The sequence below is a fragment of the Lysobacter sp. 05T417 genome, assembly GCF_056396405.1.
On record NZ_JBFTLK010000002.1, the window covers coordinates 53,757 to 78,133 of the forward strand.

19 protein-coding genes are annotated in these 24,377 nt (G+C 64.7%); 3 read left to right on the forward strand and 16 right to left on the reverse strand.

Annotation, left to right across the window (positions count from 1 at the left end; genetic code table 11):
- Positions 1-128: 128 nt before the first annotated feature.
- Positions 129-1,229, forward strand: coding sequence for a DNA polymerase IV (dinB, locus tag AC1DER_RS03625; protein ID WP_477245509.1), 1,101 nt, complete (start codon positions 129-131; stop codon positions 1,227-1,229).
- 15 nt (positions 1,230-1,244) lie between these two features.
- On the opposite strand, the gene AC1DER_RS03630 is transcribed toward dinB, so the two are convergent.
- From AC1DER_RS03630 to AC1DER_RS03640, 3 genes are all read right to left on the reverse strand, one after another.
- Positions 1,245-2,744, reverse strand: a complete 1,500-nt coding sequence (locus AC1DER_RS03630) for a ComEA family DNA-binding protein (protein ID WP_477357676.1) — start codon at positions 2,742-2,744, stop codon at positions 1,245-1,247.
- 180 nt (positions 2,745-2,924) lie between these two features.
- Positions 2,925-4,610 (reverse strand): phosphoethanolamine transferase, encoded by a 1,686-nt coding sequence (locus AC1DER_RS03635; protein ID WP_477245514.1) that lies wholly within the window; start codon positions 4,608-4,610, stop codon positions 2,925-2,927.
- Positions 4,607-5,419 (reverse strand): phosphatase PAP2 family protein, encoded by an 813-nt coding sequence (locus tag AC1DER_RS03640; protein WP_477357679.1) that lies wholly within the window; start codon positions 5,417-5,419, stop codon positions 4,607-4,609. The genes AC1DER_RS03635 and AC1DER_RS03640 overlap by 4 nt, the downstream gene beginning before the upstream one ends.
- A gap of 309 nt (positions 5,420-5,728) precedes the next feature.
- Between AC1DER_RS03640 and AC1DER_RS03645 the strand changes: the two genes are divergently transcribed.
- Both AC1DER_RS03645 and AC1DER_RS03650 read left to right on the forward strand, forming a co-directional pair.
- Positions 5,729-6,448 carry a response regulator transcription factor gene (locus tag AC1DER_RS03645; RefSeq protein ID WP_441814740.1) on the forward strand — a complete coding sequence of 240 codons (720 nt, stop codon included), beginning with the start codon at positions 5,729-5,731 and terminating at the stop codon, positions 6,446-6,448.
- Positions 6,445-7,719, forward strand: a complete 1,275-nt coding sequence (locus AC1DER_RS03650) for a sensor histidine kinase (RefSeq protein WP_441814741.1) — start codon at positions 6,445-6,447, stop codon at positions 7,717-7,719. The genes AC1DER_RS03645 and AC1DER_RS03650 overlap by 4 nt, the downstream gene beginning before the upstream one ends.
- Positions 7,720-7,850: 131 nt before the next feature.
- Here AC1DER_RS03650 and pnp read toward each other — a convergent pair whose 3' ends face one another.
- The 13 genes from pnp to AC1DER_RS03715 all read right to left on the reverse strand — a co-directional run bounded on the left by pnp (position 7,851) and on the right by AC1DER_RS03715 (position 24,280).
- Positions 7,851-9,959 (reverse strand): polyribonucleotide nucleotidyltransferase, encoded by a 2,109-nt coding sequence (gene pnp, locus AC1DER_RS03655; RefSeq protein ID WP_441814742.1) that lies wholly within the window; start codon positions 9,957-9,959, stop codon positions 7,851-7,853.
- Positions 9,960-10,140: 181 nt separating this feature from the next.
- Positions 10,141-10,401 carry a 30S ribosomal protein S15 gene (gene rpsO, locus AC1DER_RS03660; RefSeq protein ID WP_115858221.1) on the reverse strand — a complete coding sequence of 87 codons (261 nt, stop codon included), beginning with the start codon at positions 10,399-10,401 and terminating at the stop codon, positions 10,141-10,143.
- A 197-nt stretch (positions 10,402-10,598) separates the two neighbouring features.
- Positions 10,599-11,570 carry a tRNA pseudouridine(55) synthase TruB gene (truB, locus tag AC1DER_RS03665; RefSeq protein ID WP_477245518.1) on the reverse strand — a complete coding sequence of 324 codons (972 nt, stop codon included), beginning with the start codon at positions 11,568-11,570 and terminating at the stop codon, positions 10,599-10,601.
- Between the two features lie 196 nt (positions 11,571-11,766).
- Positions 11,767-12,144, reverse strand: a complete 378-nt coding sequence (rbfA, locus tag AC1DER_RS03670; RefSeq protein ID WP_441814744.1) for a 30S ribosome-binding factor RbfA — start codon at positions 12,142-12,144, stop codon at positions 11,767-11,769.
- A 5-nt stretch (positions 12,145-12,149) separates the two neighbouring features.
- Entirely contained in the window at positions 12,150-14,756 is a 2,607-nt protein-coding gene (gene infB, locus AC1DER_RS03675) for a translation initiation factor IF-2 (RefSeq protein WP_441814745.1), read from the reverse strand.
- Positions 14,757-14,871: 115 nt separating this feature from the next.
- Positions 14,872-16,359 carry a transcription termination factor NusA gene (nusA, locus tag AC1DER_RS03680; protein ID WP_441814746.1) on the reverse strand — a complete coding sequence of 496 codons (1,488 nt, stop codon included), beginning with the start codon at positions 16,357-16,359 and terminating at the stop codon, positions 14,872-14,874.
- Between the two features lie 62 nt (positions 16,360-16,421).
- Positions 16,422-17,009 carry a ribosome maturation factor RimP gene (rimP, locus tag AC1DER_RS03685; protein WP_441814747.1) on the reverse strand — a complete coding sequence of 196 codons (588 nt, stop codon included), beginning with the start codon at positions 17,007-17,009 and terminating at the stop codon, positions 16,422-16,424.
- A 461-nt stretch (positions 17,010-17,470) separates the two neighbouring features.
- Positions 17,471-18,730: an HlyD family secretion protein gene (locus tag AC1DER_RS03690; RefSeq protein WP_477245522.1), complete on the reverse strand. Its 1,260-nt coding sequence runs from the start codon at positions 18,728-18,730 to the stop codon at positions 17,471-17,473.
- Between the two features lie 21 nt (positions 18,731-18,751).
- On the reverse strand, positions 18,752-20,881 hold the full coding sequence (locus tag AC1DER_RS03695) for a peptidase domain-containing ABC transporter (RefSeq protein ID WP_477245524.1): 2,130 nt from the start codon (positions 20,879-20,881) through the stop codon (positions 18,752-18,754).
- Between the two features lie 74 nt (positions 20,882-20,955).
- A complete protein-coding gene (locus AC1DER_RS03700) occupies positions 20,956-21,675 on the reverse strand; it encodes a hypothetical protein (RefSeq protein ID WP_477245526.1) in 720 nt (239 codons plus the stop codon).
- Between the two features lie 723 nt (positions 21,676-22,398).
- Positions 22,399-23,385: a fimbrial protein gene (locus AC1DER_RS03705; protein WP_477245528.1), complete on the reverse strand. Its 987-nt coding sequence runs from the start codon at positions 23,383-23,385 to the stop codon at positions 22,399-22,401.
- A gap of 275 nt (positions 23,386-23,660) precedes the next feature.
- Complete coding sequence (locus AC1DER_RS03710) at positions 23,661-24,059, reverse strand: type II toxin-antitoxin system death-on-curing family toxin (RefSeq protein WP_441814749.1); 399 nt, start codon at positions 24,057-24,059, stop codon at positions 23,661-23,663.
- A complete protein-coding gene (locus tag AC1DER_RS03715; protein ID WP_477245530.1) occupies positions 24,056-24,280 on the reverse strand; it encodes an AbrB/MazE/SpoVT family DNA-binding domain-containing protein in 225 nt (74 codons plus the stop codon). Before AC1DER_RS03715 ends, AC1DER_RS03710 begins: the two co-directional genes overlap by 4 nt.
- Positions 24,281-24,377 lie beyond the last annotated feature (97 nt).

The following is a 24,377-nucleotide window of genomic DNA, read 5'->3' on the forward strand; positions in this document are numbered from 1 at the left end:
CTGGCTGGCGACCGTGCTCCTACGATAGCCGGGCGGCTGTTCAATGGCGCCTCGCGGCGTTAGTATTTTCACTAACAGGCCGACCGACCGCGGCCGTCTGCGCAGCCGCGTTGCCCGCCTTGCCCGACTTGCCTGCCCCGACCCGCAAGATCCTCCACGTCGACATGGACGCGTTCTATGCGTCGGTCGAGCAGCGCGACGACCCGTCCCTGCGCGGGCTGCCGGTGGTCGTGGCCTGGCGCGGTGCGCGCTCGGTGGTCTGTGCGGCCAGCTACGAGGCGCGCAGGTTCGGGGTGCGCTCGGCCATGCCGGCGGTGCGCGCCGAGCGCCTGTGCCCGCAGGCGGTGTTCGTGCCGCCGGATTTCGTCCGCTACAAGGCCGTGTCGCGGCAGGTGCGCGAGATCTTCGCCCGCCACACCGAGCTGATCGAGCCGCTGTCGCTGGACGAGGCCTACCTGGACGTCACCACCACCCGCACCGGGCTGGCCACGGCCACCGCGACCGCCGAAGCCATCCGCTCGGCGATCCGCGAGGAGACGCAGCTGACCGCGTCGGCCGGCGTGGCGCCGAACAAGTTCGTGGCCAAGATCGCCTCCGACTGGCGCAAGCCCGACGGCCTGTTCGTGGTCCGGCCGCACCAGGTCGAGGCCTTCCTCGCGCCGCTGCCGGTCGGCCGCCTGCCCGGCGTGGGCAAGGTCAGCGAACAGCGCCTGGCCGAACTGGGCATCGCCACCGTCTCCGACCTGCGCACGCTCGGCGCGGCCGAACTGGAAAAGCATTTCGGCCGCTGGGGCCGGCGCCTGCATGAGTTGTCGTTCGGCATCGACGACAACCCCGTGCAACCCGAGCGCCCCACCCTGCAGATCTCCTCGGAGGACACCTTCGAACGCGACCTGCCGCTGGACGAACTGCAACCGCACATCGAGCGCCTGGCGAGCAAGACCTGGGAGGGTTACCAGCGCGAGCTCGCCCGCGACGACTCGCGCATCGCGCGCACGGTGGTGCTCAAGCTCAAGACGTCGGACTTCCGCATCCTCACCCGCAGCCTGACCGCGGCCGAAACGCCCGCGTCACAGCAGGAACTGGCGCGCATCGCCTGCGACCTGCGCGCACGGGTGGCGCTGCCGGCGCGGACGAAGTACCGGCTGGTCGGCGTCGGCCTGTCAGGCTTCGCCGATCGCGACGACACCGACGTGCAGAGCGACCTGTTCGCAGCGCAACAGGTGTAGGCACCGGCCCGAGCGCTAGGCGCGCTCGTTGGGTCCGGCCTTGCGTGCGGCCTCGGCTGCCTGTTTCAGTTTCACGACGTTGGCGTCGTCGATACCGGCCCGGCGGACGAAATCGGCGAGGTCGGTGAACACGCCGACCTTGCGACGGCTGTCCAATGCGCGCTCGGCCGCGGCGCGATCCACCCCCGGCAGCAACTGCAGCGATTCCAGTTCGGCCGTGTTGAGATTCACGGCGACCACGTCGCTCTCCGCGCGCCACCCCAGGTGCTGTCCGGGGACCATCAGCCACAGGTCTGGCCCCAGCCCCGCACGCAGCTTCGCCGGATCCTTCGCCACCTGCTCCTGCAGCTGCGCCATCTGAGTGCGCGCCTGCTTGAGGCCGCCGACAAAGGACTCCATGTCGCCCAGGCGACCGTTCGTCGCCAGCGATTCGGTCAGCGCCGGCAGCCCGCGGCCGGTGGTGGCGCCGTAGGTGGTATCGAGCACCACCGCCTGCACGCGTTTGCAGTCGTCCACAGCATCGACGCAGTAGCGATCGACCAGGTCGAGCAGCACCGGCGAGTCGTGGCGCAGGTGGCGGCCGTCGCGCCGCGCAAACGACGCAAACAGACGCCAATAGCGCTGCACGACGGCGTCGCGGTCGTCCGGCCCTGGCACCAGCCAGCGATAGAAGATCGTGGCGACCACGCCCTCCGATGACAGCATCTGCTGGCCGTCACGCAGGCGCGCACTGTCGAAGGCCGTGCTCAGGTCGCGTCGCGCAAGCGCAGTGGCGTCGTCGCCAGGCGGCAGCAGTTGCGCCTGCACGAACCAGTTGCGACGCACGCCCTCGATGCGTCCGGCGCGGTCGAGATTGCTCATCCAGTAGCCCAGGAATGGCTTCGAGGCCAGGCCGAGTTCCTGCTCGCGCAGCTTCGGGTTTGCGGTCAGGCGCCGCGCAAGCCCCTGGAAGTGCGTGGCGAAGCCTTCATCGAACGCGGTCGAATAATCGGTGATGCTCATGCTCGCGTGCGGCGTGCGCGAGTAGCCCGGCGGCAGGTCCGGCACCAGCCGGCGCAGGAACACATGGCCCATTTCGTGGGCGAAGATTTCCTCGAAGTCGCCGTTGGCGACGCTGTCCTCGTCAACGACCAGATCGACATAGAGCTCGTCGACGAAGCGCTGCCTGCCGTTCTCCTGCAACCAGAATCCCTGGCGGGCGAATCCGCCGTCCTCGGCCGACAGGTACAGCCAGCTCGGCCGGAGTTCGCGCGCACCGGCGGCGCGCTGGGCGCCTTCATCAATCGCGAGCACGGTCGCGACGAAGCCATCGCGGGCTTCGCGCTGCAGCTGCGCGTACAGATCGCCATCGACCACGCGGGTCACCACCGGCGCGGGCTTGCCGTTCGCGGCGTCCCTGAATTGGGGTTTGTYGCCGGCCATCACCGGCGCCAGCACGCCGAGTTCGGCGGCCTGCGTCGGCAGCAGCGCGCACCCTGCCAGCAGGCAGCCGGCCAGAATTCTCAAGATCAGCATCAGGCACTCCTCAAGCTTGCCGAGAGGATGCCGGCCACGATGCCCGCCTGCACCTGCCAAGCGGTCGCCCACTGGCGACACTTGCCATGCATGGCCGACCTTGCCATGCACGTTGCGGTTGCCTCCGCGGCCGACCCATCAGACAACGCATTGCCGGCGTGGCGCCGGCAACGTCACCTGTCAGCCGCGCGCGGTGCAGCCGTGGAAGAGGTCGAGCCTGGGGTCGTACTCGGGCGTGCTGACCTGCATAAGGCCCAGCACCGAGTGGAACAGGTTGTCCTGGCTCACCGGCGCGGCGCTTTCGCGCTTGAGGCAGCCCTGGTCGATGCCACGCGAGGCAGCCATGCCCGGCGACAGCCACATCACCATCGGCACCCGGGTTTGCGTATCGGGCGCGATCGCGTACGGAACGCCGTGCAGGTACAGGCCGTTCTCGCCCAGCGATTCACCGTGGTCGGACAGGTAGATCATCGCCGTGTCGCGCCCGGTCTGCTCGGCCAGCATGCGGATCGTCCGCGCCAGGAAGTCGTCCGTGTGCAGGATCGCGTTGTCGTAGGCGTTGACGATCTCGTCGCGGCTGCACTTGCCCAGCTCGCCGGTGTCGCAGGTCGGCGTGAACCGCCGCATCGATGCCGGGTAGCGCTTGTAGTAGCTCGGACCGTGGTTGCCCAGCTGGTGCAGCACCACGACCATGTCGCCGGGCTTGCTGGCAACGGCCTCGCTCAGGCCCTTGAGCATCACCTCGTCCATGCAGCCTTCCGCATTGCAGCTCTGCGGGTCGCTGGCATGCTCGTACGACTCGAACGCCAGGCCTTCGCACACGCCCTTGCAGCCGGTCTGGTTGTCGCGCCACAGCGTGCCGATGCCGGCGTGCTCGAGCACGTGCAGCAGCGTCTCGGAATGGTTGATCTTGTCCTTGTCGTAATGCGCGCGCCCGTACGGCGAGAACATGCACGGCACCGAAACCTCGGTCGCCGAACCGCACGAGGTCATGTTGCTGAAGTTGACCGGCGCGATGTGGCGCAACTGCGGCGTGGTGTCTCGGGCATAGCCGTTGAGACCCCAGTTCTGCGCGCGCACGGTTTCGCCCACCACCAGCACGAGCAGCCGCGGCCTGGCATCGGCAGGACGACCGACGACCTTGGCGGTGGTGCCCACCGGCGTGCGCGGGCGATTGCGCCCGGCCTGGTCGTCGCGCATCACCCTCACCAGCGAGACGATGTAGTTGCCGGGCGTGATCAGATGGCGCACCTCGCGGTGGTTGCGCATCAGCGCCGACAGGTCCTGGAACGAGGCCAGCGCCGCGCCCGAGGCAACCACGCCGGCCAGCACGATGCAGCCCAGGCGCACCAGTACCGCGCGGCCGAGCGGACGCCGCCGCAGGCGCACGCGCCACAGCAGCAGCGACGGCAGCACGCCCAGCACCATCAGGCTCGACACCATGCCCAGCGTGATCAGCTCGCGCGACTCCTTGCTGTCGGTGTGCAGGACGTTGCGCAGCATGTCGGCGTCGAGATACACCGTGTACTGGCTCATGAAATGCGCAGCGGCCGCGGTGACAAGCAGCAGCACGGTCAGCACCGGCTTGGCGGTCCAGCGGTTCAGCAGCGCGCACAGCAGCAGCATGTTCAGTGCGCCGATCATCATCACCAGGCTGGCGCCGGTGCCGACGCCACGCAGTCCATGCAGCGCGCCCAGGGCGATCACTTCGCGGAAGAACGCGGTGTTGCAGAACAGGGTGAAGAACGCGGCCGCAATCAGCGCCAGCATTTCCACCGAGATTTCGGGTCTCCAGGCAGCGAACTGCCGCGACAGTCGTGCAATGGAGGCCAGCAGCTGCGGGCTGCGACCGGCAACGGAATTCATCGAGTAATCCTCGGCAAGGCGGCCACGGGCGCGGCAGCCTCCATGGAACGGCGCTGGAACCACAGATGCAGGCCCAGGGCGGATGCCCAGCAGATCGCGATGGTCCACAGGTCATGCGAGAAGAAGTGCGCGCCGCGCAGTTGCTGCGAGATGCCGAACACCAGTCCAACGCTCAGGCCAATGGCCAGGCCTAACCAGCGCAGGTTCGGGCGCACCGCACCAAGGAAGAAGTAGAGGGCCAGCCAGGCATAGCCGCCGCTGGCATGGCCGGCCGGGAAGCAGGCACCGCGGGCCAGGCCCAGCGGCCGCATGCCCAGCAGGCCCACGTATTCGCGGGCACCGCCGTAACGCACCAGATCCCAGGGGCAGTCCATGTTCGACCAGGACTTCACCCACGCCACCATCGCGGTCGACACTGTCACCGAGACCAGCAGATAGGCCAGCGGCCGGCGCAGGTGGGCCCATTGAGGGCGCGCGCGCGCCACCAGCCATGCCAACAGCGCGGCCAGCCATGCGGCGGTGCTCAGGGTGCGTCCGAACTGGTGCACAACCCGTTCGGTCAGGAAGGCGTGGCGAAGGCTCCAGCCGTTGCCTTCCCAGGCGTAGAGGCGATCGGCCATCCACTGGTCGCCGCCCAGCGCCATCGACCACACGACCAAGGCCACGAACGCGACCAGGGGGATCCAGGCGTGGGCTGCGAAAAAGGTCGTACCTAGGGTCCGGCTGTGCACCGGAGCGGGCCAACGAGGCGGCAGCCACGTGGCAGTGCCGCCGGCGGCACTGGATTTCATCGAAGGGGAATTGTTCATCAGGCCAGGTAGTGGTCGATTGTCGGGAAATACCCCGATATCGGATCCGGAAATGATCTAGACCTGGTTGTCGGAAAGCGGTCGGAGGGACTGCAACTCACACTGTTTTCGCAGGCATCCGTTCAGCGTCGGACGCAGCGAAAATGGCGACAGCGAAGGGCGGCACTTTTGGCCGGCGCCTCCTCCACGCGCGCCGCGGCACATTTGCCGAAGCATTCCGACATAATTCAGACCGGGGCCAAGAGAAGCTGATCGGCTGGGCGCGTTGCGCGCCTGCTGCCTTTGTGGAACCAATTGGGACGATTGCCTATGCGCGTGCTGGTGGTGGAAGACAATCGAAATCTGGTCGCCAACCTCTTCGACTATTTCGAGGCGCGCGGCTACACCCTGGACGCGGCCCCAGACGGTCCCACCGGGCTGCACCTGGCGATCACCCAGGACTTCGACGCGATCGTCCTGGACTGGATGCTGCCGCGCATGGATGGGCGCGAAGTGCTGAGCCGCCTGCGCGATGCCGGCCGCAACATGCCGGTGCTGATGCTCACCGCGCGCGACGAGCTGCCCGACAAGATCGCCGGCTTCCGCGCAGGCGCCGACGACTACCTCACCAAGCCCTTCGACCTGCCAGAACTTGAAGTGCGCCTGGAGGCGCTCGTGGCGCGCGCCAGCGGGCGCGGCCGCAGCCGTGTGCTGCAGGTCGGCGACCTGCGCCTGGACCTCACCACCCTCGATGTCACCCGCAACGGCCAGGCGCTGCACCTGTACCCGGCCTGCCGCAAGCTGCTGGAAGTGCTGATGCAGGCCAGCCCTGCCGCAGTCACGCGCGATCGTCTCGAGCATGCGCTGTGGGGCGACGACCCGCCCGACGGCGACATGCTGCGCTCGCATATCTACGAATTGCGCCGCAGTGTCGACGGCCCGTTCGACGTCAAGCTGATCCAGACGCTTCCGCGCGTGGGCTACCGCATCGCCCTCAAAGGCGCGACGCCTTCAGACGCGGAAGATGACGGCGCGGATTGCGCCCCATGAGCACGCCACGTTCCGGACTGCGCCGGCGGATACTGCTGGGACTGCTCGGCTACGTGGTCGTGCTGACCGTCGCGATCATCCTGCACGGCTTCCTGGTCAACGAGCACGCCGAGCAGCTGGTCTGGCAGGGACTGCTCGACGCCGAGCTCGACCACATCCGCGAGCTCAGCCGCAGGGACCCGGACTACCGCTGGGTCGACACGTCCAACATCGCCCTGTTCGACGGCCGAAACCCCGCCGACATCCCGCCGACGCTGCGCGGCCTGGAGCCCGGGGTGCACGACGACGTCATGATCAACGGCATCGAACGCGTCGTGCTGATACGCGAAGTGGAGGGGCGGCCCATTGCGCTTGCACTGGACATCACCGACCTGGAGCAGCGCGAGTTCGACATGTCGCTGACCGTGGTCGGTTCGGCGATCACCATGATCCTGCTGCTGGGCATCGCCATCGCCTGGAGCGTCAATCGGCTGGTGCGACCGCTGAGCAACCTCGCCCAGGACATCGCCCGCCTGCAGCCGGACCAGCCCGGGCAGCGGATCGACGTGCCCGCGAGCGCCAGCGGCGAACTGGTCGTGATCGCCGATGCGCTCAACGATTACCTGCAGCGCAACGACCGCTTCGTCGAGCGTGAGCGCACCTTCATCGACAGCGCCAGCCACGAGCTGCGCACGCCGATCGCGGTGATCGCCGGCGCCAGCGAGATCGCCCTGCAGCAGGCCGACGTTCCCGCCGGCACGCGCGGCCAGCTCAACCGCATCCAGCGCACCGCCCGCGATGTCGAGCAGTTGATCTCGCTGCTGCTGGTACTGGCCAAGGACCCAGCGCGCCTGGCCCGTGTCAGCGACCGCGTCGCCCTGGACCAGCTGCTGCCGGAGATCGTCGAGGACCATCGCCATCTGACCCGCGACAAGGACCTGGCCTTGACGGTCTCGTCGATGTTGCCCTGCGAGATCCTCGCCCCGCTCCCGATTGTCCAGGCCGCGATCGGCAACCTGCTGCGCAACGCAATCGAACACAGCGATCGCGGCGAGATCTCCGTGCGCCTGGAGGCGCCGGCGACGGTCATCATCGACGATCCGGGCCATGGCATGACGCCGGAAGAAATCAGCGCGATCTACGCCAAGGTCGCCCGCGGTGGCGGCGAACGCCACGGCGGCGGCATCGGCCTGGACCTGATCTCGCGCCTGTGCGAGCACCTGGGCTGGAAGCTCGACATTGCGTCCGATGAAGGGCACGGCACGACCACGACGCTGCGGTTCGTGGCCTGACGGCTATTGCGACAAGTGCAGGTTCGAGGTCGATCCCGGCGTTCACCGGGATGATGCGGTGGCGGGGATGACGCAAAGAAAAAGCGGGCCGAAGCCCGCTTTTTCAGATTCCAGCGATGCAGATGCGCGGCTTACTCAGCCGGCACGCCCTCGCCTTCCTCAACGGCCTTGATCGACAGGCGGATACGGCCCTGCTTGTCGACTTCCAGCACCTTGACCTTCACCACGTCGCCTTCCTTGAGCTTGTCGGAGACCTTCTCGACGCGCTCGCTGGAGATCTGCGAGACGTGGACGAGGCCGTCCTTGCCCGGGAGGATCGTCACGAATGCACCGAAGTCCATGATCTTGGCGACCTTGCCTTCGTAGATGCGGCCCGGCTCGACGTCGGACGTGATCTGCTCGATGCGTGCCTTCGCAGCCTGGGCGGCGGCGGCATTGACCGAGGCAATCACAATCGTGCCGTCGTCCTGGATGTCGATCTGGGTGCCGGTCTCCTTGGTGATGGCCTGGATGGTCGAGCCACCCTTGCCGATCACTTCGCGGATCTTGTCCGGGTGGATCTTCATCGTCAGCAGGCGCGGGGCGAACTCGCTCAGCTCACCGCGCGGCGTGGTGATGGCGTTAGCCATCTCGCCGAGGATGTGCAGGCGGCCGGCCTTGGCCTGGGCCAGTGCGGCCTTCATGATTTCTTCGGTGATGCCCTGGATCTTGATGTCCATCTGCAGCGCCGAGATACCTTCCGAGGTACCGGCCACCTTGAAGTCCATGTCGCCCAGGTGGTCTTCGTCACCGAGGATGTCGCTCAGGACGACGAAGTTGTCGCCTTCCTTCACCAGGCCCATCGCGATGCCGGCGACCGGTGCCTTGATCGGCACGCCCGCGTCCATCAGCGCCAGCGAGGAACCGCAGACCGACGCCATCGACGAGGAGCCATTCGACTCGGTGATCTCCGAGACGATGCGGATGGTGTACGGGAACTCTTCCATCGACGGCATGACAGCCAGCACGCCGCGCTTGGCGAGGCGGCCGTGGCCGATTTCGCGACGCTTCGGGCCCATCATGCGGCCGGCTTCACCCACCGAGAACGGGGGGAAGTTGTAATGGAACAGGAAGTGTTCCTTGTACTCGCCCGAGACGGCGTCGATGATCTGGCCGTCACGCGTGGTGCCCAGGGTGGCAATGACGATCGCCTGGGTCTCACCGCGGGTGAACAGCGAGGAGCCGTGGGTACGCGGCAGCACGCTCACCTTGGAGGCGATCGGGCGGACGGTGTCGAGCGCGCGACCGTCGATGCGGACCTTGGTGCTGAGCACCGAGTTGCGCATGGTCTGGTACTCGAGCTCGCCGAATTCCTTCGACAGCTCGCCCGTGCTCCAGCCGTCGGCTTCGGCGCGGCCGGCCAGCGACTGCAGCACGTCCTTCTTGATCGCGCCGATGGCGTCGCGGCGCTGCAGCTTGTCGCGGACCTGGAAGGCCTGCTCGAGCTGGGTGCCAACGGCTTCCTTGAGCGCGCCGATAAGGGCGTCGTTCTTGGCCGGAGCCTTCCAGTCCCACGACTTGGTGCCGGCTTCGACGACCAGTTCGTTGATGATGTTGATGACTTTCTGCATCTCGCGATGACCGAACATCACCGCGCCCAGCATCACGTCTTCCGACAGCACCTTGGCTTCGGACTCGACCATCAGCACCGCGTTCGAGGTACCGGCGACGACGAGCTCCAGCTCGGAGTCGGCCAGCTCGGACACGGTCGGGTTCAGCAGGTACTGGCCGTTCTTGTAGCCGACCTTGGCAGCGCCGATCGGGCCGTCGAACGGCGCACCGGTCAGGGCCATCGCAGCCGAAGCGCCGATCAGCGCCGGGATGTCACCGTCGATTTCCGGGTTCATCGACATCACGGTGGCGATGATCTGGACTTCGTTGCGGAAGTCTTCCGGGAACAGCGGACGGATCGGGCGGTCGATGAGGCGGGAGATCAGCGTCTCCTTCTCGGTCGCGCGGCCCTCACGCTTGAAGAAGCCACCCGGGATGCGGCCACCAGCGTAGAACTTCTCCTGGTAGTCCACGGTCAGCGGGAAGAAGTCCTGGCCTTCGCGCGCGCTCTTGGCAGCCACGGCGGTGACCAGCAGTACGGTGTCATCCATCTTCACGAGGACGGCGCCGCCGGCCTGGCGGGCGATCTCGCCGGTTTCCAGCGTTACCTGATGGTTGCCGTACTGAAAGGTCTTGGTGATTTTTGCCACGTTGGGTTCCTATCGTTTCGATGCGGTCCGGACGAGGCCCCTGCCCCGCTCCGGTCGGCCGACGAGCGGCCTGGGATTCTTGGTCTTGCGGATGTTGCGGCGGCTGTTGAAGCCTGGCCTCGAAAAACTTCGAAGCCCAAAAACAAACCGCGGCGCATTGCTGCGCCGCGGTGGGTAGTGCTTAGCGACGCAGGCCGAGCTTCTCGATCAGTGCCTTGTAGCGCTCGTTGTCCTTGCGCTTGAGGTAGTCGAGCAGGCTGCGGCGGCGGTTGACCATCTGGAGCAGACCGCGGCGGCTGTGGTGGTCCTGCTTGTGGACCTTGAAGTGGCCGGTGAGCTGCTCGATGCGTGCGGTCAGCAGGGCGACCTGGACTTCCGGCGAACCGGTGTCGTTGGCGCCGCGCTTGTTGTCTTCAATAACCTTGCTGGTGTCGATGGACATCGTTGTATTGCCTCGTAGATGCGTGGCCTGCAGAAGCGAATCGGTCGCGGACAATCCGCGCCAAAGCACCGCTTGGCCCGCCGTTTTCTGGAATGGTGCTGAAGGGAATGCTGAAGTGCTTGAAAAGCGGCGAAATTGTATCAGCCCGCCCCGGCGATTGCGACCTGAATTGTGACAAGCGACAAGCCTTCAGCCATTCAGGCGGAAGGCGCCACCGGCTGTTCAGGCTCGCGCGTCGCCGCCGCGGCCCAGCGGAACAGGCGCTGCGGCGCGAGCTTGCCGCCTTCGCGCTGGGCCAGGCCCAGGCAGCGCCCGGACAATGAGTAGACCGCGACCAGGCCGTCCTCGCCCACCTCGCAGTCGATGGTCTGGCCGTGGCCGAACCGCAGCGCCGCCTCGGCATCGATCGCGGCCCGCGGGAAAGAGCTCAGGCCGGCCTCGATCGGCAGCAGGCAGGCGTCGAGCACGGGCTCGCCCTGGGCGGCCAGCTCGCGCAGCGATTCAAGCGTGAACATCCGCGGCTGGCTGAACGGATCGACCCAGAGCCGGCGCAGGCTGGCGACATGGGCGCCGCAGCCCAGCGCCTCGCCGAGGTCGCGCACCAGGCTGCGCACGTAGGTGCCGGAGCCGCATTCGACATGCAGGCGCAGGCGCACGCCATCAGGTCCCTGCTCGCGGCCGAGCAGGTCGAAGCGGTGCACCACGACGTCGCGCTCGGGCGCTTCGATGGTTTCGCCGCGGCGCGCCTTGGCGTACAGCGGCTCGCCGCCCTGCTTGAGCGCGGAATAGATCGGAGCGCGCTGGCGGATGTGCCCGCGCAGCGGGGCCAGTGCCGCTTCGATGGCGGCGTCGTCGATGCCAGGTACCGGGCGCTGCAGCAGCGGCGCGCCATCGGCATCGTCGCTGTCGGTGGTGACGCCGAGCACGGCGATGGTTTCGTAGGCCTTGCTGGAACCCAGCAGCAGACCGGCGATCTTGGTCGCCTCGCCGAAGCAGATCGGCAGCAGGCCGGTTGCGAGCGGATCGAGGCTGCCGGTGTGGCCGCCCTTGTCGGCGCGGAACAGGTGGCGGACCTGCTGCAGCGCCTGGTTCGAGCTCAGGCCCTGCGGCTTGTCCAGCAGGACGATGCCGTCGAGCGCACGGAACACGGTACGGGGCTTTCTGCTCATCGGGTCCGGGGATCGTGCGGGTCGCGGTCGCGCAAGTACGCGTAAGTTCCCGCGGATGCGGGACGGCTGCAACTGGGGGGGTGGCTAACCCTCTCCCGCTACCGGGAGAAGGTGCCCGGAGGGCGGATGAGGGGAGCATTCGCGCTTGCCCTCACCCCAACCCCTCTCCCGCTGGCGGCAGAGGGGCTCAAGGCTCTCAGCTCTCGCTGTCGTCATCCGCCGGCGCGGGGCCGGCCTCATCACGCAGCAGGTTGTCGATGCGCTCACCGCGATCGACCGAGTCGTCGTAGTGGAAATGCAGTTCGGGCACGTGTCGCATCTTCACGGCGCGGCCGAGCTGGAAACGCAGCTGCGGGGCGAGTTCCTTGAGCGCCTTGACGGCCTCGTGCGAACGCTCCTGCTGCAACGCGGTGACGAAGACCTTGGCGTGGGCCAGGTCACGGGTGATCTCGACATCGGACACGCTGACCGACGGCAGGCCGTGCTCGCGCACGGCCTGGTGCACGATCGTACCCAGCTCCCTGCGGAGCTGGGCGGAAACACGATCGGTGCGATGGAACGACTTGGTCGGCATGTCAGTTACAGCGTGCGCTGGACTTCGATGCGCTCGAAGCACTCGATCTGGTCGCCCGGCTTGACGTCGTTGTACGCCTTCACGCCGATTCCGCACTCGGTGCCGTTGCGCACCTCGTCGACGTTCTCCTTGAAGCGGCGCAGCGATTCCAGCTCGCCCTCGAAGACGACGGCGTTGTCGCGCAGCACGCGGATCGGCTTGTGGCGCTTGACCACGCCCTCCACCACCATGCAGCCGGCAACCGCGCCGAACTTCGAGCTGCGGAACACGTCGCGGACCTCTGCGGTGCCGATGATCTCTTCGCGGATCTCGACGCCGAGGATGCCCGAGGCCACCTGCTTCACCTGGTCGATCACGTCATAGATGATCGAGAAGTAACGCAGGTCGACGCCGTAGGACTCGATCACCTTGCGGGCCGAAGCATCGGCACGCACGTTGAAGCCGATCACGGTGGCCTTGGCGGTGGCCGCGGCATTGGCGTCGGACTCGGTGATGCCGCCCACGCCGGAGCTGATCACGTTGATGCGGATCTGGTCGTTGGACAGCGCGATCAGCGACTGACGCAGTGCCTCGACCGAACCCTGCACGTCGGCCTTGATGACCAGGTTGAGGCTCAGCTGGCCCTCGCCCTTGCCCATCTGCGCCATGATGTCTTCCATGCGGTTGCCCGCAGCGGCGACCAGGCGCGACTCGCGACGCTTGGCGTCACGCTGCTGGGCCACGTCCTTGGCCAGGCGCTCGTCCTCGACCACGACGAAGTCGTCGCCGGCATCGGGCACGCCCGACAGGCCGAGCACCTGCACCGGGATCGACGGACCGGCCGACGGAACCTGCGAACCGGTTTCGTCGAACAGCGCACGCACGCGGCCGTACTGCACGCCGCAGACGAGGTAGTCGCCCTTCTTGAGTTCGCCCTGCTGGACCAGCACGGTCGCGACCGGGCCGCGGCCCTTGTCGAGCGAGGATTCGATCACCACGCCGGTGGCGCGGCCGCTGGCTACTGCACGCAGCTCGAGCACTTCTGCCTGGATCGAGATGGCATCGAGCAGGTTGTCGACGCCCAGGCCGGTCTTCGCCGACAGCTCGACCATCTGGGTTTCGCCGCCGAAGTCTTCGGCAACGACGCCTTCGCTGAGCAGTTCGTTCTTGACGCGCAGCGGATCGGCGTCGGACTTGTCGATCTTGTTGATCGCCACGATCAGCGGGACGCCGGCCGCCTTGGCGTGCTGCACGGCTTCCTTGGTCTGCGGCATGACGCCGTCGTCGGCAGCCACGACCAGCACCACGATGTCGGTCAGCTTGGCACCGCGCGCACGCATCGAGGTGAAGGCGGCGTGGCCCGGGGTGTCGAGGAAGCTGATGACGCCCTTGTCGGTCTCGACGTGGTACGCGCCGATGTGCTGGGTGATGCCACCGGCTTCGCCGGAAGCGACCTTGGTGCGGCGGATGTAATCGAGCAGCGAGGTCTTGCCATGGTCGACGTGACCCATGATGGTGACCACCGGCGGACGCGCGACGCGGTCGCCCTGCGTCTCTTCGACGTGGGCCAGCAGTGCGTCCTCGGCGGAACCGGCATCGGCCTTGACCACGTTGTGGCCGAGTTCCTCGGTCACCAGCGCGGCGGTGTCGTGGTCGATCGACATGTTGATCGTCGCCATGACGCCCATCTTGAACAGCGCCTTGACCACGTCGCCGCCCTTGAGCGCCATCTTCTGCGCGAGGTCGGCAACCGTGATGGTCTCGCCGATGGCGACGTCGCGAACGATCGGCGCGGTCGGGCGGGTGAAGCCGCTACCGGAACGGCTCTGCTCGGTCTGGCGACGCTGCGGCTTGGACTTGCCACGTGCATTGGTGGTGCGGCGCGCGCGGTCGGAGGCACTGAGGTGCATCTGGCCGGCGAAACGGTTGGTGCGGTCGTCGTCCTCGACACCGGCGACCATCGCGTGCGAGCCGCGGGTCTTGTGCGCCGGGGCGCCACGGGCGGGCTCGGCGGCGCGCGGTGCGGCAGGCTTGGCCGGCGGATGGCCGTGACCATGCGTGCTCGGCGGCTTGCGCACGGCAGCCGGTGCATCCTCGTCGGCGACGAGGACGCTGGCGTCGGCGAGCTTCGCCTTCTGCTCTTCCTCGGCCTTCAGGCGCGCGGCTTCCTCCGCTTCGCGACGGGTCGCGGCGATGGCGTCGGCACGGCGCTTGTCGTCGGCGGCCAGCTTTTCCTGTTCGGCAAGATTGCGCTGCTTGGATTCCTCCAGCTTGCGCAGGATCTCGGCGCGCTCGTCGCCTGGCGACTGGCCGTCGACTGGCTTGACCAGCGTGACCTTCTTGCGCACGACCACGTCGACCGTGGTCTTGTTCTTGCCACCGCCAACAGTGATTTCCTGCTTGCGGCTGCGGTTGAGGGTGATCTTCTTCGCCGCGTCGTCGCTGGCTTCGACCTTTTCGGTCTTGCCATGGGCGCGCTTGAGGAAGCCGAGCAGCTTGACTTTCTCGATACTGGTCACGACCTGGTCGGGGCCGCTGAAAGTCATGCCGGCCTCGGCCAGCTGCTCCAGCAACTTCTCGACCGGCGTGTTCACCAGTTCGGCCAGCTTGCGGATGGTGGTTTGCTGCGACATTCGGATTCCGTGTCCTCGTGGCGCGGGACGAGTCCCGCGCGTGTGGGCGACATTCTAGACCTGCGGCACCAGGCCGTGGCATTTAGCCAAATCTGCAGGCAGAACTACGCGGTATTCATTCAAACCAGTGCTTGCGCGCTTCCATGATCAGGGCGGCAGCACGGGCTTCGTCGATACCTTCGATATCGGTCAGCTCGTCAGTCGCCATGTCGGCCAGGTCATCACGGGTCACCACGCCGCGCGCGGCAAGCGCGTAGGCGGTGGCCTCGTCCATTCCTTCCAGCTCCAGCAGATCGGCAGCCGGCTGGTGCTCGTCGAGCTCTTCCTCGGCGGCCAGTGCTTCGTTGAGCAGCGCGTCGCGGGCACGCGAGCGCAGCTCCTCGACAATGTCCTCGTCGAAGCCCTCGACGGCGAGCAGCTCGCCGACCGGGACGTAGGCGATTTCCTCGACCGTGCTGAAGCCTTCCGAGACCAGGATGCCGGCGATCTCTTCGTCGACCTCGAGCTTTTCCTGGAAAAGCGACTTGGCGGCGGTCTGCTCGGCCTCGGACTTGGCGGTCACCTGGTCCTGGGTCATCACGTTGAGCTGCCAGCCCGACAGGCGGCTGGCCAGGCGCACGTTCTGCCCGCCCTTGCCGATCGCCTGGGCCAGACGGTCCTCGGCCACGGCCAGGTCCATCGAATGCTTCTCTTCATCGACGATGATCGACTGCACTTCGGCAGGCGCCATCGCGTTGATGACGAACTGGGCCGGGTTGTCGGACCACAGCACGATGTCGACGCGCTCGCCGTTGAGCTCGTTGCTCACGGCCTGCACGCGCGAACCGCGCATGCCGATGCAGGCGCCGATCGGATCGGTGCGGTTGTCGTGGGCGAGCACGGCGATCTTGGCGCGGTCGCCCGGATCTCGCGCGCAGGCGCGGATCGAGACCAGGCCCTGGCCGACTTCCGGCACTTCCAGCTTGAACAGCTCGATCATGAACTCCGGGGCGGCGCGGCTGATGAACAGCTGCGGGCCACGCGGCTCGCTGCGCACGTCGAACAGGTAACCGCGGACGCGGTCGCCGGTACGCAGGACGTCGCGCGGGATGCCCTTGTCCTTCGGAATGATCGCTTCGGCATTGCCGCCGAGGTCGACGTAGATGTTGCCGCGCTCCACGCGCTTGACCACGCCGGTGACCAGCTCGCCGACACGATCCTTCCAGCCGTCGACGACCTGCTGGCGCTCGGCCTCGCGCACGCGCTGGACAATGACCTGCTTGGCGGCCTGGGCGGCGATGCGGCCGAACTCCGGGTTCTCGATCTGCTCTTCGATGTAGTCGCCGACCTCGACGCCCTCGACTTCGTCGATCGCATCCATCAGGCGGATCTGGCGGTCCGGCGATTCCATGACGACGTCGTCGGCGACGACTTCCATGCGGCGGTAGGTTTCGTAGGCGCCGTCCTTCTGGTCGATCGACACGCGCACGAGCACGTCTTCATCGTGATAGCGCTTCTTCGCGGCCGAAGCCAACGCGGCCTCGATGGCCTCGAAGATGACTTCGCGCGGCACGCCTTTCTCGTTGGCGACTGCATCCACGACCAGCAACAGTTCCTTGCTCATCTCGTTACTCCGCACGTTGGCGCTGACGCGCCGCCGGCAATTGGGTGGTGACCTAGGTTGATTTACTTCTTGCGCTTCACAGGACGGCGCTTTGCGGGCGCGTCCTGTGCAGGCTTGTCTTTTCCGGGCTTGACCGGAGCGAATCCCAAGGCGGCCCAATCCGGGACCAGACGCGCCTTGTCGATGTTGCCGACCGCAACCGCGAATTCGTTCGCGTCGGCCGACTCGATGTGAAACACCACGGTATCGCCTTCGACGCGGGCAATCTTCCCGGTCAGGCGGCGACGCCCGTCCTGCGGCAGCTTCAGTCCGACCTTCGCGGTCTCGCCGATGAAGCGCTGGTAATGCTCGAGCGTGAACAGCGGCCGATCGATACCCGGCGACGACACTTCCAGCGTGTACATCCCGCTGATCGGATCCTCGACGTCGAGCTGCGCGGACACCTCGCGGCTGACGGCTTCGCAATCCTCGATCGTGACCGAGCGCGGCTGCCCGTCCGCGTCCGTCTCCTGACCCGCAGGCACGTCGATGTACAGACGCAGCACCGCGCTGCCGGGAGCCGGCAGGTATTCGGCACCGAGCAGCTCGACCCCCAGCGACTGGACGGTCGGGGTGAGCAGCCTGGCGATTTCGACAGCTTTATCAGACACGCGTACGACTCCCGCGATAAGCGATCCAGGGACCGGCCAAAACGACTGCCAGCCGATCCAGGGACTGAATTACATGCAACGTTGATCCGGTCTTGCGACAAGCACGTGCGGCCAAGAACTCAGAGCAGCGAACCACGAGCCACGAACCGAGCCACGAACAACGAAAAAGGGCCCTTGCGGGCCCCTTGTCCGTACAGCTGGATGTCGGCGTGGTCGCGCTGGGCGCGGCCACAAAGCCCGGCCTTTGGCCTTGGGACCGCCCGGATTCCGGGTGGTCCGAGGGCACGGGGCCCTGGCCGAAGCTGGTAGCGGGGGTTGGGCCAGCATCCCGAAGGACCGGTCACCAAACCGCTAGGCCGCACATGATACCGGGTTGCCCCGGGATGGTGCAAACCCTTGGTCGCCGCGCGTGACCCGAGCGCCTCGGCCAGGAACCGGCCGTCCAACCGCCCAGAGGGGCCCTACTCGGCGCCTCTCCCCCGGAGTGCAAGGATCGGCTCAAACAACCATTCATATACCTTACGGCTCTCACCAAGGATATCTGCCTCAATACGCATACCTGGCCTGAGCAGCTCTGGCTTGCCGAAAACAACTATTTCCTGTGAATCCAACGCGACAAGCACGCGGTAATACGGTTCATTGGGTTGCGTAAATGCCTCGCCAGGGCCAAGGCCGAGAGGGCTGATCGCGCTTCGGGAAATTCGAATCACTCGCCCGGTGTGGTGGCCGAATTTCTGATAGGGGAATGCTTCGTATCGCAGCAGGACCCGGCTGCCAACCTGAACGAAGCCAATCGCCTCATTGGGGACCTGCAACTGAGCCTGCAGAGTTGACCCATTAGGCAACAAGCTCAGAAGCGCCTGCCCTGGTTGAACGAACTGTCCGGGCTCCACCAGCCGGCTCGACACAATTGCGGAAGTCGGCGCCTTAACAAGCAATTGGCCACTGACCTGCTCCAGAACTCGCTCCCGCCTCAGCGCCGATCGATCCCGACGAGCAATGGCTTCCAACTCACGCCGCTGGGCGGGCAATTGGTCCAGAGATTGCTTCATCTGGATCAAACCGCGTTGCAGGACGGTGATCTGGCGCTCAAGGACCTGAAGTTCGTAGGTCAATGCCAGAAGGTCCTGCTCCTCCCGAGCAAGCTGAACTTGACTCAGGAACCCATCTTCTGCCAACAGACGGAACCGGTCCATCGTCAACTGGCCTAGCTGCACTTGGCGCCGCTTGCTCGTTACGGAATTCTCCAACTGACCCAGCTCAACTCGACCCAGATGCAGCTGTGAGGCAATCGCCGATTCCTGAGATTCAATTTGCGCAACCTGCGCATCTGCAACTTCCTTCACTACTTCGTCCCTGAGCCCTAGCTCGGCAAGCAAGGTCGGAACCACATCTTCTCCTGATACCACTGCTCGAGGCAGATCAATCCGGATTAGCGCTTGACCCGCTTCAACCGAAGCGCCCTCCGCAGGAACGACGCTCCCAACCACGCCACCAACCTGCGCGATCACCGTAGAAAGACCGAGACTTGGCACAAGAAAGCCATCCACCCGGGACCTACGTGACAACTCGCCGAACACCAACAACGCCAGCGCAGACAGCCCTGCCACCATGGCCGCCACCGGCAATAGCCAGGAGCGCCCTGGTTCAGAAATAAGGATGCCGCCGAGCCAAGCAGTACGTTGCTCCTGTATAACCTTGGCGCGAAACAACGAAGACATGCCGGAGATCTCGTCAGCGCATCAGGAGCAAACCGCGCCACGATCAACGTCAGACAGTATGAAACCATCCTCCAACGTGAGAACGCGATCCGCCATCGCGATGGTCTCGGGCCGATGAGCGATGATGATCCTAGTCAAGCTCATCCCTTGGATCGAATCATTCACAAGCCGCTCCGACAGTACATCCAGATGACTGGTTGCCTCATCCAAGACGATGATCTTTGGATTCCGGTAAAGCGCTCTTGCGAGGAGAAGCCGTTGCTTCTGCCCACCAGACATTCCAATCCCCAGCTCGCCAACCAGTGTCTGATAGCCCATCGTCATCGCCTCAATCTCATCATGAATTGCAGCAAGGCGCGCGGCACGCTCCGCAAGAATGACACATCCATTCGGGTCGAAAAACACAATGTTATCGAGAACAGTTCCTGCGAACAGCTGATCGTCCTGCATCACAACACCAAACTCTGCGCGGTACGAGTCGAGACTCAAGCTGTCGATGCAAACCCCTCCGAGCCTAACTTCGCCTTCCGCGGGAACAAGCAGCCCAAGCAGCAGTTTCACCAACGTCGTTTTCCCGCAGCCTGATGCCCCAACGATTGCCACAACCTCACCCTGACGGATGCGGAAACTGCACCCCCTGAGAACCCATGCCCCGTCATCGCCATAGCGAAACCCCAATCCGTCAGCCTCGAGTGAATAGTCTCCCGAGGAAACCATTTCCTGATGAACCTTGCGCCCGCACTCCGGCGCAGTTAGCACAATATCGCCAAGGCGCTCGCTATGAATCCGCAGCATGCGCAGTTCAATGACGCCGTCGATCAGCCCACCCATCCTTTCAACGAATTGGTCCTTATACGACATGTAGGCAATCAACATACCAACCGAAAACTGCCTCTCAAGCACAAGCCATGCGCCGAGTCCGACGAGAGCAATCCGCTCCACACCAAACACTAGCTGACTCGAACCGTCAAGAACCAATCCGATCCTGGAGACGGCTACATTCTGATTGAGTGAGGCAACAGCCAACCCAAGCCACGCCGAGTGGCGCGCGTGAACCTTTCCGCTGAGCTTGAGTGATTGAATCCCCCGAACGGACTCAATCAGGTGACTGCTCTCCTTTGCATTTCGAATCAACTGCTCCTCGTTTGCCAGACGCAACGGCCCATACCAACCAACTCGGATGACGCCGTATACGGTCACCGATATCAGCGACAAGCACGCGGCCGGGACGCTGTAGCTGATCATCATTCCCAACGACACAATGGCCATCAGCCCATCTAGCGCCAGACCCACAAGCCCCACGGTAAGAGCATCCTGAAGGGCACTCACTGAGGCTATCCGGGACACAATGTCCCCAAGATGTCGTTTCTCAAAGAATCCCATCGGCAAGCGAAGGAGATGACCTACAACGGATCCAATCCATTGAATTCCAACTACAGATGAGAGACGCAGTATTGACCAGGCCCTAATCGAGCCAATTGCAACCTGAAGAAGGAGAACAACAAGCAGTCCAAGGACAATGAGCATCAACAGGTCACGATCATTCGACACAATGACTTGATCCATCACGCCCTGCATCAGAAGCGGAGCGATCATCGCGATTGCTTGCAACCCAATTGACAGCAAAAATAGCTTAAACGAGGCCGTCCAAACCCCTCGTACGGGCCCAATCATCTGAGCCAAAGAAATGCCCCGGACCGGACTCTTCTGTTGTACAAAATCCACGGCACGCGAGAACTCGACTGCCACACCGGTAAAGCTACGATCAACCTCCCGGGCTCCAAGCTTTCTCCGGCCGAACGCGGGATCATGCACAAGTATTCCGTTGCGTAGAACCCGGACGAGAACGACAAAATGATTCATCTCCCAATGCAGAACGCAAGGTAGCGCCAGCTTTCGCAAATCGGCCGGTTCCAACCTCAGCGCTCGGCATTGCAGCCCAACCCGCGCAGCCAGGGCTATCAATCGCTCGAGATTCATCCCCCTGCGAGAGTGAGGAAATATCCGCCGCAACGCCGGCATATCCGTTTGGAGTCCATGCCAGCCCGCGACCATCGCCAGGCACGCCAGACCACACTCGGCCGCCTCAGTCTGGTACACCACCTTGACGTCCCTTCCAGAGTGGAGCTTCAACCGCAGCCCATCAGTCATGTCCCGTCCTTGGTCCAGTGTTTCATGGCCGCCCAAACTGCCGCCCCGGAAGCGGCAGTTCATTCAAAACCGAACTATTGATCAACCAACTCTGTGAGTTGGCCTTCGACGGTCACCATGACCGCCCCTCCTGGGTGGAGGCTCGGGCAGCCAAGAGAATCGAGAAGGAGATCCAGGATTGAATCTCCAGCCGAAAACCTTTCCTGCCAACCGGTCCGCCCCACGACCCGATCGATGTAGTTCATCGCTGCGCCACCTGCGCGATAGGGCAGGTCCGTCGCCTTGTTGCGAAACGCTGCATAGTGATGCGGCGAGTCATTTGGGTCAGTCTGTCGCATGTAGAACTCCGCCGGCCATTCCGTCTGCATCAAGTGATTGACGAGCGCGCGACTGCGCTGATCCAAGCCAGAGTATTTCGAAGCGATATTGATGCATTGCGTACTGCCCAACTTCGGCTCCGCGGCTGCTTGATCTAGGGCCCGGATCACCGTGATGAAGAACGTGCTGGAGTCTCTGGCGCCAATAAGTGCGTCTGGTTCGATGTCTGATACCCCTACATCCAACCTGACCCTTCGCGCGGTCGCGAGCATCATGGCGTGGAAGGCTTCGTGAGCGGCAATCCTTTGTGCACTGGCTTCCTTCAATTGATCGTTCAGCGGGGGCATGAGCACCCACAGCTGTCCGCAGGAAACTCCAAAGACGATCTCGCGTCTCGCGACTGCCAGCTGGACGCTGTGAATGAGCGGCCTACCGCAAATCAAGTCGTCCTGTTGGCTATTGAACTGAACTGCCACCGATCGGCTGTCACTAGGCCAATGGGCCTGTTCAACTCCTAACCAGACAACGGGGCTCATACTGATGTCAATGCGACGATTCGCAGAGCAGGATGGCCAACTAGCCAGAAGCAACAACCCGCCGCAAACTACGCGACGGGCCAGCTGGGGCAGGGGAGACTCCAGCCAGGACATTGCCCCGCCCCCGAGTCAGAAGGGCTTCAGTGGAACCCAGCGGTCCGTCACTCCCGGCTTTCTAGGTGGCAGCCCCCAGGTACTGGGCGGGCGCCCCCCTCTCTCAGCGCCCCCTCGTAGATCGCCGCAGTTTACGTTGACCGTCTGCGTGGTATTCGAGCTTGCGCTTCCCCATGCTGGGCCAATGTTGGTAGATGCGTTATGGGAGATCGATACCGTCGCACTATCGGGAAGTCCTGCACAGGCACGTGTCACTTGTTGCGAAACACTGGATCCGGCACCCGATACCAAGGACAGCTCTTTGGGGTCTAGAAGGCGCAATTCATCACTCCTTGCAAGTTTGGATTGAACGCCAATCCAGGCGTCGGCCAAACACTCTCAGCCGTGCGCAAGGAGATCATTCCGCGTATGTGGTTGAGAATCGGACATATTTGCTTGCACGTGTAGGTCAAGTGCCAAGCTGGACCTGGTGGCCGACTTCAGCTCGAGAGCCGCGCACGAAGGCGCGAGCTTTCGACGCGTCTGCCCTGCCCGCCCGTGCCACCGCATTCACTCGTAGCTCAACGTGAACGCCATGGAAGCATTTGCCCGGCCACCGCCCACCATTGCGCCGGTCTGGTAATAGCGGGCGCGCAGCGGAATGGAGTACGTGCCAGCCCCGGCGTTGCCGCCGAACGACTGGAATGCGGACAAGGGCAATGGGCCGCTGCCACTGGCGTTGAGCAATTGCAACCCGATTCCGGTTGCCCCGGAACCCGAATCGAGGGCGACTACCGATTGCGAGGCGTTGATCACCGGGGTCAGCGGATCTACGCGGTAGCGAATCCGGTTGACGCCGGCGGGGCAATCCAGGTTTATGGCGAACGACACCTGGCCGGTGGTGCTGCCAATCCCGGACAGGTCCGAGCGCCGGTAGCTGCCCATCGCGACGGCGACGTCCGCGGTCGAGCACGAGGGCGTGGTCACCGTGATCGGGTTGCCCAGCCGCAACGACCAGACGTCCCGCGACCCGTAGCGGCGCCGACCCAGTTCGCCGGCAGGGACGACGGTGCCGGCGGTGACCGCCCCGGTCTTGACGAGCTCCAGGATCTGCAGGCGGCCGCCCGACGAGGAAACGACTCCGGCCAGAAAATTCGAACCGAACGACTGCTCGAATTCCCCCCTACCGAAGATCGACCATTGCCAGGACAACCCGGTGGTGCCGATGGGCATCAGCACCCGCCCCACCGCCGGTGTCGGCCCTGCAAAATTGACCAGGCCGTAGAGGTCGCCCGTGCAGACCATCGAAAAAGCGGCTGGACCGTTGAATTCGTAGTGGCCGATCACCGTGCCGTTGGGCGTGTCGCGTGGGACCGCCACCGAAGCCGGGGTCGAAAAATTGACCACACCGAACCCGCCGAGCGTGAAGTTGCAGACTGCAAGGCAATCGCGAGGCAGCAGCGCCAGCGACATCATCGCGGCCAGCAGCGCCGATCGGGCCAGTGTACGTTCGCTTGCCAAGGCAGGCGCCAGCGCCTCCTGAAGTTGCTTTGCCAACGTTTCCCCTGCGCTGATCGCATTTCGCGTCCGCAGCCATGAGAGCAACCGGGGTCAGCGGCAACCATCAGAAACGTCTCAATCGCCGGGCAGCGAAGACGCCTTCGCCAAAGCACAAAAACAAAAAAGCCGGCGGCTCATCACTGAGGCACCGGCTTGATCGTTGTTTCCCGGAATGCTCGTCAATCTTCCCGGAAGAATGTGGCAGCGGAGGCAAACTCCATGCTGACGGAACCGGTATGCATTCCCTTCGGCCGAGTTATGGACGAGCCGCGCTAGGACGGCTCGTCGATGTCCTCGACCTGGGCCCGGATCCATCCGGCCAGTGCCACCTCGTCAATGACGCTCGCAGAGACCGCCTTCACAACTTCGACGGCCTCGTGCGGGTCGAACGTGAAGGCAAAGCCGTTGTCGGCCAGGAACACTCGGAGCGCGATCCATGCTGTGCGCTTGTTGCCGTCCTCGAAGCCGTGGTTCTTGGCCAGTCCGAAGCAGTAGCACGCCGCGAGGTCGGCGGCATCGGGGGTCGCGTAGTTCAGCAGCTGGGCGGGGCGGGCGAGCGCGGACTCGATAGCGCCCAGATCCCTCACCCCATCCGGTCCGCCGTGCTCGGCGAGTTGATAGTCATGGACAGCCAGGATCACATCGAGTGCGAGCCAGCGCCATTCCCTCACTTAGCCAGCTCGCGCAGGATGTCCTTGTCCTTGCGCATGATCGCCTCGGCCAACGACATCTGACGCTCGAAGGTCGGATTGTAGGGAGTCAGGCGCATACCGCCCGGGGCCTCGGTCAGATAGACCGTGTCGCCCTTCTTGACCCGCAGCTTGGCCTGGACTTCCTTGTTGATGATGAGTCCAGTCGACGAACCGACGGACGTGAGCTTGAGGGCAACCATAGGGCACCTCCGGGGTATCTATATAACGATTGTTATATTATCCACTGGTTGCGGCCGGCGCAACTTGAGGACGCCCCCCCAATCTGAACGGATATTC

What these genes read in the sequence shown, in the direction of transcription:
- rbfA (WP_441814744.1), bottom strand. Translation starts at nt 12,144, where the DNA reads ATGCCGACCAAGTCGTTCCATCGCACCGATCGTGTTTCCGCCCAGCTC.
- AC1DER_RS03715 (WP_477245530.1), bottom strand. Translation starts at nt 24,280, where the DNA reads ATGGTTGCCCTCAAGCTCACGTCCGTCGGTTCGTCGACTGGACTCATC.
- truB (WP_477245518.1), bottom strand. Translation starts at nt 11,570, where the DNA reads ATGAGCAGAAAGCCCCGTACCGTGTTCCGTGCGCTCGACGGCATCGTC.
- nusA (WP_441814746.1), bottom strand. Translation starts at nt 16,359, where the DNA reads ATGAGCAAGGAACTGTTGCTGGTCGTGGATGCAGTCGCCAACGAGAAA.
- AC1DER_RS03695 (WP_477245524.1), bottom strand. Translation starts at nt 20,881, where the DNA reads ATGACTGATGGGCTGCGGTTGAAGCTCCACTCTGGAAGGGACGTCAAG.
- AC1DER_RS03635 (WP_477245514.1), bottom strand. Translation starts at nt 4,610, where the DNA reads ATGAATTCCGTTGCCGGTCGCAGCCCGCAGCTGCTGGCCTCCATTGCA.
- AC1DER_RS03690 (WP_477245522.1), bottom strand. Translation starts at nt 18,730, where the DNA reads ATGTCTTCGTTGTTTCGCGCCAAGGTTATACAGGAGCAACGTACTGCT.
- AC1DER_RS03645 (WP_441814740.1), top strand. Translation starts at nt 5,729, where the DNA reads ATGCGCGTGCTGGTGGTGGAAGACAATCGAAATCTGGTCGCCAACCTC.
- AC1DER_RS03650 (WP_441814741.1), top strand. Translation starts at nt 6,445, where the DNA reads ATGAGCACGCCACGTTCCGGACTGCGCCGGCGGATACTGCTGGGACTG.
- infB (WP_441814745.1), bottom strand. Translation starts at nt 14,756, where the DNA reads ATGTCGCAGCAAACCACCATCCGCAAGCTGGCCGAACTGGTGAACACG.
- AC1DER_RS03640 (WP_477357679.1), bottom strand. Translation starts at nt 5,419, where the DNA reads ATGAACAATTCCCCTTCGATGAAATCCAGTGCCGCCGGCGGCACTGCC.
- rpsO (WP_115858221.1), bottom strand. Translation starts at nt 10,401, where the DNA reads ATGTCCATCGACACCAGCAAGGTTATTGAAGACAACAAGCGCGGCGCC.